General features: G+C 71.6%; 11 protein-coding genes. 9 read left to right on the plus strand and 2 right to left on the minus strand.

All coding sequences use genetic code 11. The annotated features are described in order from the left end of the window. The first annotated feature begins 9 nt into the window (after positions 1 to 9). From ACFY1E_RS42180 to lgt, 9 genes are all read left to right on the plus strand, one after another. On the plus strand, positions 10 to 651 hold the full coding sequence (locus ACFY1E_RS42180) for a TIGR02234 family membrane protein (RefSeq protein ID WP_389086353.1): 642 nt from the start codon (positions 10 to 12) through the stop codon (positions 649 to 651). A gap of 122 nt (positions 652 to 773) precedes the next feature. Beyond that, positions 774 to 1,031: an HGxxPAAW family protein gene (locus tag ACFY1E_RS42185; protein ID WP_389086356.1), complete on the plus strand. Its 258-nt coding sequence runs from the start codon at positions 774 to 776 to the stop codon at positions 1,029 to 1,031. Positions 1,032 to 1,110: 79 nt separating this feature from the next. After that, positions 1,111 to 1,560, plus strand: coding sequence for a DUF2752 domain-containing protein (locus ACFY1E_RS42190; protein ID WP_389086358.1), 450 nt, complete (start codon positions 1,111 to 1,113; stop codon positions 1,558 to 1,560). Between the two features lie 154 nt (positions 1,561 to 1,714). Continuing rightward, positions 1,715 to 2,524, plus strand: a complete 810-nt coding sequence (gene trpC, locus ACFY1E_RS42195; protein ID WP_389086361.1) for an indole-3-glycerol phosphate synthase TrpC — start codon at positions 1,715 to 1,717, stop codon at positions 2,522 to 2,524. 21 nt (positions 2,525 to 2,545) lie between these two features. Further along, complete coding sequence (gene trpM / locus ACFY1E_RS42200; RefSeq protein ID WP_389086363.1) at positions 2,546 to 2,761, plus strand: tryptophan biosynthesis modulator TrpM; 216 nt, start codon at positions 2,546 to 2,548, stop codon at positions 2,759 to 2,761. Positions 2,762 to 2,819: 58 nt separating this feature from the next. Continuing rightward, entirely contained in the window at positions 2,820 to 4,103 is a 1,284-nt protein-coding gene (gene trpB, locus ACFY1E_RS42205; protein WP_389086366.1) for a tryptophan synthase subunit beta, read from the plus strand. Next, entirely contained in the window at positions 4,100 to 4,936 is an 837-nt protein-coding gene (trpA, locus tag ACFY1E_RS42210; RefSeq protein WP_389086368.1) for a tryptophan synthase subunit alpha, read from the plus strand. The genes trpB and trpA overlap by 4 nt, the downstream gene beginning before the upstream one ends. 129 nt (positions 4,937 to 5,065) lie before the next feature. Further along, a complete protein-coding gene (locus ACFY1E_RS42215; protein ID WP_389086371.1) occupies positions 5,066 to 5,839 on the plus strand; it encodes a DsbA family protein in 774 nt (257 codons plus the stop codon). An 82-nt stretch (positions 5,840 to 5,921) separates the two neighbouring features. Beyond that, positions 5,922 to 6,941 (plus strand): prolipoprotein diacylglyceryl transferase, encoded by a 1,020-nt coding sequence (lgt, locus tag ACFY1E_RS42220; protein WP_389086373.1) that lies wholly within the window; start codon positions 5,922 to 5,924, stop codon positions 6,939 to 6,941. Between the two features lie 58 nt (positions 6,942 to 6,999). Here lgt and ACFY1E_RS42225 read toward each other — a convergent pair whose 3' ends face one another. Further along, positions 7,000 to 7,827 carry an HpcH/HpaI aldolase/citrate lyase family protein gene (locus ACFY1E_RS42225; protein ID WP_389086376.1) on the minus strand — a complete coding sequence of 276 codons (828 nt, stop codon included), beginning with the start codon at positions 7,825 to 7,827 and terminating at the stop codon, positions 7,000 to 7,002. After that, positions 7,824 to 7,976 carry a hypothetical protein gene (locus tag ACFY1E_RS42230; protein WP_389086378.1) on the minus strand — a complete coding sequence of 51 codons (153 nt, stop codon included), beginning with the start codon at positions 7,974 to 7,976 and terminating at the stop codon, positions 7,824 to 7,826. Before ACFY1E_RS42230 ends, ACFY1E_RS42225 begins: the two co-directional genes overlap by 4 nt. Positions 7,977 to 8,190: the final 214 nt, after the last annotated feature.

Raw genomic sequence — 8,190 nt, forward strand, 5'->3', positions numbered from 1 at the left:
CGGGCGATAGTGGAGTACGTGACTGCCCTACCTCACCCCCGTTCCGAAGCCGACGGACCCGCACGGTCCGGCCGCCGGAGTCTCGCCCTTGCCCTGCTGTGCGGTGCGCTCGGCGCGGCCGTGGCGCTGCTGGCCACCCGTCAGCGCTGGTCGGAGGGGACCGCGACGGTGGCCGGCGGCGCCTTCCCGCTGACCGCCAAGGGCAGCGACGTCACGGGCGTACCCGCGGCGCTCGCCATAGTGGGCCTCGCCGCGCTCGTCGCCGTCTTCGCCGTCCGCAGGGCGGGCCGCCTGCTGGTCTCGGCCCTGCTCGCGCTCTCCGGCGCCGGCACCGTCGCCGCGGCCCTGCTGGGCGTCTCCGACAGCTCCGCGCTCGACGAGAAGGCCGCGCAGGCCGCCGGCGACACCTCGGCCACCGTGGACGGCCTCTCCCACACCGCCTGGCCGTACGTCGCGGCCGTGGGCGGCCTCCTGCTCCTCGTCGCGGGCCTGCTCGCCCTGCGCTACGGCCGGAACTGGCCCGCGATGTCCGGCCGCTACGAACGCGACGGCGCCCCCAAGGCCCGCCGCAGGGCCGCCGCCGTGGACCCCGACCGCCCCGAGGACCTCTGGAAGGCACTCGACCGCGGCGAGGACCCCACCGGGGCATAGCCCACCCCTCGCCGGGTCGCCACGCGCAAGCAGCCACCCCCGAGCAGCGCACGCGCGCGCGTGCGGGACAATGTCCGTTGAGCGTCCGGCTCAGACACGTAAACATCAGCGAGGAGCAAGTCATGGCGGGCAGCAGCCACGGTCACACCCCGGCCGCCTGGACCGGTGTCACGATCGCCTTCATCGGTTTCTGCGTCTCGGGAGCCTTCATGGTGATGGCTCAGCCCGTGGGCTTCTGGGCCGGCATGGCGATCGTGGTCGTCGGCGGCATCGTCGGCTGGATCATGAGCGCGATGGGCATGGGTCAGCCGAAGGACGCGCACCAGTCGTTCCAGGACGCGCTCGAGCAGAGCCAGGCGGCCGTCAGCGCCAAGAGCTGAAGTACACACGACTGCCGCTGAGGGGCGATCCGGCACCGGATCGCCCCTCACGCGTGCGTGGCGCCCGCCCGGGGGGACAATGCGAGACGTGAACGCCGAGAGCCGACCCTCGACACCGTCCGCCACCGAATCCACGGCGGCGACGCGGCTCGCCGTTCCCGCCGGGGTGCTGGCGGCCGTCGCCGGTGCCTTCGCCTACGTGGGGACGGTCGACCCGTACCAGCCCGGCCACTACCCGGTCTGCCCCCTCTACCGGCTCACCGGCCTGTACTGCCCCGGCTGCGGCGGCCTGCGCAGCGCCCACTCCTTCATCCACGGGGACCTCCTCGCGGCGTTCCACGCCAACGCCCTCGCCGTCGTCGGCTATCTGGGCTTCGCCGTGCTGTGGACCGTATGGGTGGTGCGCGCGGTGCGCGGACGGCCGTTCCGTCTCGAACTCGGGGGCCGGCAGCTGTGGGTGCTGGGGACGTTGTCGCTGGTCTTCACGGTTGTCCGGAACCTGCCGTTCGGTGGCTGGCTACATCCTTGATCAATGGGCGAATGTCCAGGTACTGGGACCGGCGTCAACCGGATGTGAGGCCTACCCCTCCCTCCGGATACCATCGCAGTGACCATCTGTTTTTCCCCAGGGGTCAGCTTGGTTCAACAGCTTGAACTCAACCGTCTGGAAGGGGGCCGCTCGCGTGAGTGTGCTCGACGAGATCATCGACGGAGTCCGTGCCGACCTCGCGGAGCGGCAGGCGCGCGTCAGCCTCGACGAGCTCAAGGAGCGCGCGGCGAAGGCTCCCGCGGCCAAGGACGGTCTGGCCGCCCTGCGCGGCGACGGTGTGAAGGTCATCTGCGAGGTCAAGCGTTCCAGCCCCTCCAAGGGCGCCCTGGCCGCGATCGCCGACCCGGCGGGACTCGCCGCGGACTATGAGGCGGGCGGCGCCGCCGTCATCTCCGTCCTGACCGAGCAGCGCCGCTTCGGCGGCTCGCTGGCCGACCTGGAGGCGGTCCGCGCCCGCGTGGACATCCCGGTCCTGCGCAAGGACTTCATCGTCACCTCGTACCAGCTGTGGGAGGCCCGCGCATACGGCGCCGACCTCGCCCTGCTGATCGTCGCGGCCCTGGACCAGCCCGCTCTCGAATCCCTCATCGAGCGTGCCGTCTCCATCGGCCTCACCCCGCTCGTCGAGGTCCACGACGAGGACGAGGTCGAGCGCGCGGTGGACGCGGGCGCCAAGGTCATCGGCATCAACGCCCGCAACCTCAAGACCCTCGAGGTCGACCGCGGCACCTTCGAGCGCGTCGCCCCCGAGATCCCCGACGGCATCGTCAAGATCGCCGAGTCCGGCGTCCGTGGCCCCCACGACCTCATCGCCTACGCCAACGCCGGCGCCGACGCGGTCCTGGTGGGCGAGTCCCTGGTCACCGGCAAGGACCCGAAGTCGGCGGTGTCCGACCTGGTGGCAGCGGGCGAGCACCCGGCACTGCGGCACGGCCGCGGCTGATCTTTCGATAGGCTGACCCCGATGACTCTCACGATCACGACCGTGGACCGGTACGCGCGCCTGGCGCGCGGCTGCCGGCCTCGTGGTTGCCGTGCGCCAGCGCGAAGGGTGCACGGCCGGAGAGTCAGGTACGTCATCGGTGACGAACCCGGGCAGGTGAACGGGCGGCGATGGCAGCGCCCCTTCAGGGGCGCGGGGAACTGCGCGACAAGCCCGAACGGGCCCGCAGCCAACTGACGATCCCCGCTCCCACGGCGATCAGTGTCATTCCCAACACTCACCGTGAGGTATCGGCATGCCCAGCGACTTCTTCATCCCCGACCCGGAGGGTCAAGTCCCCACCGCCGAAGGCTACTTCGGCGCATTCGGCGGCAAGTTCATCCCGGAGGCCCTCGTCGCCGCCGTGGACGAGGTGGCCGTCGAGTACGACAAGGCCAAGCACGACCCCGAGTTCGCCCGCGAGCTCGACGACCTGCTGGTCCACTACACCGGCCGCCCCAGCTCCCTCACCGAGGTCCCCCGCTTCGCCGAACACGCCGGTGGCGCCCGGGTGTTCCTCAAGCGCGAGGACCTCAACCACACCGGCTCGCACAAGATCAACAACGTGCTGGGCCAGGCACTGCTGACCAAGCGCATGGGCAAGACCCGCGTCATCGCCGAGACCGGCGCCGGCCAGCACGGCGTCGCCACGGCGACGGCCTGCGCGCTGTTCGGCCTCGAGTGCACCATCTACATGGGCGAGATCGACACCAAGCGCCAGGCCCTGAACGTGGCCCGGATGCGCATGCTCGGTGCCGAGGTCGTCGCGGTGAAGTCCGGCAGCCGTACGCTCAAGGACGCCATCAACGAGGCCTTCCGGGACTGGGTCGCCAACGTCGACCACACCCACTACCTGTTCGGTACGGTCGCCGGCCCGCACCCCTTCCCGGCCATGGTCCGCGACTTCCACCGCGTGATCGGCGTCGAGGCCCGCCGCCAGCTCCTCGAGCAGGCCGGACGCCTGCCCGACGTGGCCATCGCCTGCGTCGGCGGCGGCTCCAACGCCATCGGCCTCTTCCACGCCTTCATCCCGGACGCGTCCGTACGCCTCATCGGCTGCGAGCCCGCGGGCCACGGCGTGGAGACCGGTGAGCACGCGGCGACCCTGACCGCGGGCGAGCCCGGCATCCTGCACGGCTCCCGCTCCTACGTCCTGCAGGACGAGGAGGGCCAGATCACCGAGCCGTACTCGATCTCGGCCGGTCTGGACTACCCGGGCATCGGCCCCGAGCACTCCTACCTCAAGGACAGCGGCCGCGGCGAGTACCGCGCGGTCACCGACGACGCGGCGATGCAGGCCCTGCGCCTGCTGTCGCGCACGGAGGGGATCATCCCGGCCATCGAGAGCGCGCACGCGCTGGCCGGCGCCCTGGAGGTCGGCAAGGAGCTGGGCAAGGACGGCCTGATCGTCGTCAACCTGTCCGGCCGCGGCGACAAGGACATGGACACGGCCGCCCGGTACTTCGGCCTGTACGACACCGACGCCGAGGTCGCCGCCGACGAAGCCGACCTCGCGGAGATCGAGGGGGACGCCAAGTGAGCGGCGCTGCATTGAACCGTGACAAGGGCCAACTGCTGTCCGACACCCTCGCCGCCGCGAAGGCGGAGGGACGCGCCGCACTCATCGCCTACCTTCCGGCCGGGTTCCCGACCGTGGACGGCGGCATCGAAGCGATCAAGGCCGTCTTCGACGGCGGTGCGGACGTCGTCGAGGTCGGCCTGCCGCACAGCGACCCCGTCCTCGACGGCCCCGTCATCCAGACCGCGGACGACATCGCCCTGCGCGGCGGAGTCAAGATCGCCGACGTCATGCGCACGGTCCGCGAGGCGCACGCGGCCACCGGGAAGCCGGTGCTCGTGATGACGTACTGGAACCCGATCGACCGCTACGGCGTCGAGCGCTTCACCGCCGAGCTCGCCGAGGCCGGTGGCGCGGGCTGCATCCTGCCCGACCTGCCGGTGCAGGAGTCGGCCCTGTGGAGGGAGCACGCCGAGAAGCACGGGCTGGCCACGGTCTTCGTGGTCGCGCCCAGCAGCAAGGACGCGCGGCTCGCGCAGATCACCGCGGCGGGCAGCGGGTTCGTGTACGCCGCCTCGCTGATGGGCGTCACCGGCACCCGGGAGTCGGTGGGCGCGCAGGCCCAGGACCTGGTGGAGCGCACCCGCGCCACCGGCTCCGACCTGCCCGTCTGCGTCGGGCTCGGGGTCTCCAACGCGGAGCAGGCCGCCGAGGTGGCCGGCTTCGCCGACGGCGTGATCGTCGGCTCGGCCTTCGTCAAGCGGATGCTGGACGCGCCGGACGAAGCGGCCGGCGTCGAGGCCGTCCGCGCACTCGCCGGTGAGCTCGCGAAGGGCGTGCGCGGACAGGCGTAGCCGGGCAGTTCATCGCACGTGGGTCCGCTCATTTTCAGGTGGGTCCGCTCAACTTCATACGGGTCCTCCGAACGGGTGGATCTGGGGCCGGGGAGGCGCATTGCGCCTCCCCGGCTTCGTTCTGGGGGTGTGAGCGAGAAGAACCGTGACGGAAAGCGCACCGCCCGGGAGCGGCTGGCGGTCGAGCGTGAGAAGCAGAAGGCCGCGGAGAAGCGACGGCGGACGCTGATCGTGGGCGCGAGCGTGGTCTGCGTCCTCGGCCTCGCGGCGGTGATCGGGGTGGTCGCCGCCAACGCGGGCAAGGACAAGGAGAAGAGCTCGGGCCCGGTCGTGGCGCCTTCCGGGGCGCAGGGCAAGGACGGCCTCGCGATCGCCGTGGGCAAGGAGGGCGCCAAGCCGACGCTCACCATCTGGGAGGACTTCCGCTGCCCGGCCTGCCAGGCCTTCGAGACGGTGTACCGCCCGACGCTCCATGAGCTGACCGACTCCGGCAAGCTCAGAATCGAATACCACCTGGTCCGGCTGATCGACGGCAACCTCGGCGGCACCGGCTCGCTGCGCGCGGGCAACGCCGCCGCCTGCGCGCAGAACGCCGGAAAGTTCCGCGACTACCACGACGTGCTCTACGAGAACCAGCCCAAGGAGACCGTCGACACCTTCGCGAACAACGCCAAGCTGATCGACCTGGCGCGCAAGGTGGACGGCCTGGACACGGCGGCCTTCCGCACATGCGTGAACGACGGCAAACACGACAGCTGGGTCGACAAGTCGAACGCCGCGTTCAAGGCGGGCCGTTTCAGCGGGACCCCGACCGTGCTGCTCGACGGCAAGAACATCTACCAGGACCAGACGCTCACCCCCGCGAAGCTGAAGCAGATGGTGCTGGCGGCGAACAAGGGGTAAGAGTTTCACGCCCGCCCGTTATGGACCCGTAGCCGGGCTGCCTGCCGTCGGCCCGGCCCGGCACGGTAGCGTCGACCTTGCCATGGAACTTGCCTACATTCCCAGCCCGCCGCACGGGGTCTACCACCTCGGCCCCATCCCGCTGCGCGGCTACGCATTCTGCATCATCGTCGGCGTCTTCGTCGCGGTCTGGCTCGGCAACAGGCGCTGGATCGCCCGGGGCGGGCGAGCCGGCACGGTGGCCGACATCGCTGTCTGGGCGGTGCCCTTCGGCCTGGTCGGCGGGCGCCTGTACCACGTGATCACGGACTACGAGCTGTACTTCAGCCAGGGCCGTGACTGGGTGGACGCCTTCAAAGTGTGGCAGGGCGGCCTGGGCATCTGGGGTGCGATCGCGCTCGGCGCGGTCGGCGCGTGGATCGGCTGCCGCCGCCGGGGCATCCCGCTGCCCGCCTACGCGGACGCCATCGCCCCCGGTATCGCCTTCGCGCAGGCGATCGGGCGCTGGGGCAACTGGTTCAACCAGGAGCTGTACGGCAAGGAGACCCATCTTCCCTGGGCGCTGCACATCACCTCCTCCGCGGACGGCCGCGTGCCCGGGTACTACCACCCGACGTTCCTCTACGAGTCCCTGTGGTGCATCGGCGTCGCGCTGCTCGTGATCTGGGCTGACCGCCGCTTCAAGCTGGGACACGGCCGGGCGTTCGCGCTGTATGTCGCCGCGTACTGCGTGGGCCGGGCGTGGATCGAGTACATGCGCGTCGACGACGCGCACCACATCCTGGGCCTGCGGCTCAACGACTGGACCGCGGGGATCGTGTTCCTGCTCGCGGTGACGTACATCGTGGTGTCGGCGAAGAAGCGGCCCGGCAGGGAAGAAGTGGTCGAGCCGGGTGCCGCGGAGGAAGCGGCCGAGGCCGACGGCGAGGCCGCCGTGGCCCTCGACAAGGACGAGGCGGACTCCTCGGCGGCGAAGCCGGACGCGGAGGGCTCCGCAGCGGAACCCCAAGAACCCGCAGGACGCGAGGCCGCCGAGGACGAGGCGGAGGGCAGCGCGAAGGACAGCGCGAAGGACGGCGCCGAGTCGGCCAAGAAGAGCTGACCGTTCGGTCGTACGTCGACGAGGGCGCCCGGGCCATGAGGTCCGGGCGCCCTCGTCCTCAGTTCCGGCGGGCGAGCGACAGCGTGCGGTGCGCTGCCGCCACCACGGCCGCGTCGATGAACCTGCCGTCCGGCAGTGCCTGGGCGCCCTGCCGGGTCATCGCTGCCTTGACGATCGTCTCGGCCTCCTCGACCTCCCGCTCCGTGGGGAGGTAGGCCCGCTCGATGACGGGGAGTTGGCGGGGGTGGATGGCCGCGCGGCCCAGGAAGCCCAGGGTGCGGCCGTGGGCGCAGGAGGCCGCCAGACCCTCCAGGTCGCGGATGTCCGGATGGACCGACTGCGGTGCCGGGGGCAGGCCCGCCGCCCGGGCGGCGACGACGATCCGGGAGCGGCACCAGTCGAGGCCGGCGTCCTCGCGTACCCCCAGGTCGGCCCGGAGGTCCGCTTCTCCGAGGGCGATGCCGTGCAGGGCCGGGTGGGCGCAGGCGATGGCGTGGGCGTGTTCGACGGCCAGGGCGGATTCCAGGAGGGCGTACAGAGCGGGCGCGCCGGCGGCCGACGTGGAGCGTTCCGCGGTACGGATGATCTGCTCCGGGGAGGTGACCTTCGGCAGACGCAGCCCCGAGAGGCCGGGCCGCCCGGCCACCGCCTCCAGGTCCCGGGACGCCAGGGGCCCGTCCAGGGCGTTCACGCGGACGTGGACGGGGACCGGCTGCGGGGCGGAGAGCAGCTCGGCGGTGGCCGCGCGGGCGTACTCCTTGCGGTCCGGGGCGACCGCGTCCTCCAGATCGATGACGACGACGTCGGCCCCGGCGGTCAGGGCCTTGGCAACCACGTGCGGACGGTCGCCGGGAGCGTAGAGCCAGGTGAGCGGGGGTGTGGTCATGCGGCGCTCTTCTTGCGGAGGGTTGCCAGCTCGGTGAGGGTCAGGCCGAGGTCGCTGAGGACGGCGTCCGTGTCGGCACCGTGGGGGCGGTCTGTCCACCGGATCGCGCCGGGGGTGACGGAGAGGTGGAAGAGGACGTTCTGCGTCATACGGCGCCCTCCTCGCGGAGGGTTGTCAGGCGGGCCTTCGTGGCGGCGCCGGTGGTCAGGGTCGTGGCGACGTCGTGCGGTCGGTCGCCGGGGGCGTAGAGCCAGGTGAGCGGGGGTGTTCATACGGCGCCCTCCTCGCGGAGGGTTGTCAGGCGGGCCTTCGTGGCGGCGCCGGTGGTCAGGGTCGTGGCGACGTCGTGCGGTCGGTCGCCGG

This window comes from Streptomyces sp. NPDC001604 (assembly GCF_042893475.1).
Taxonomy (GTDB): Bacteria; Actinomycetota; Actinomycetes; order Streptomycetales; family Streptomycetaceae; genus Streptomyces.

Bases quoted from the DNA above. Each gene is read 5' to 3' on its own strand.
- lgt (WP_389086373.1), top strand. From the start codon at position 5,922: ATGGAACTTGCCTACATTCCCAGCCCGCCGCACGGGGTCTACCACCTC.
- trpM (WP_389086363.1), top strand. From the start codon at position 2,546: ATGACTCTCACGATCACGACCGTGGACCGGTACGCGCGCCTGGCGCGC.
- ACFY1E_RS42230 (WP_389086378.1), bottom strand. From the start codon at position 7,976: ATGACGCAGAACGTCCTCTTCCACCTCTCCGTCACCCCCGGCGCGATC.
- ACFY1E_RS42225 (WP_389086376.1), bottom strand. From the start codon at position 7,827: ATGACCACACCCCCGCTCACCTGGCTCTACGCTCCCGGCGACCGTCCG.
- trpB (WP_389086366.1), top strand. From the start codon at position 2,820: ATGCCCAGCGACTTCTTCATCCCCGACCCGGAGGGTCAAGTCCCCACC.
- ACFY1E_RS42185 (WP_389086356.1), top strand. From the start codon at position 774: ATGGCGGGCAGCAGCCACGGTCACACCCCGGCCGCCTGGACCGGTGTC.
- ACFY1E_RS42190 (WP_389086358.1), top strand. From the start codon at position 1,111: ATGCGAGACGTGAACGCCGAGAGCCGACCCTCGACACCGTCCGCCACC.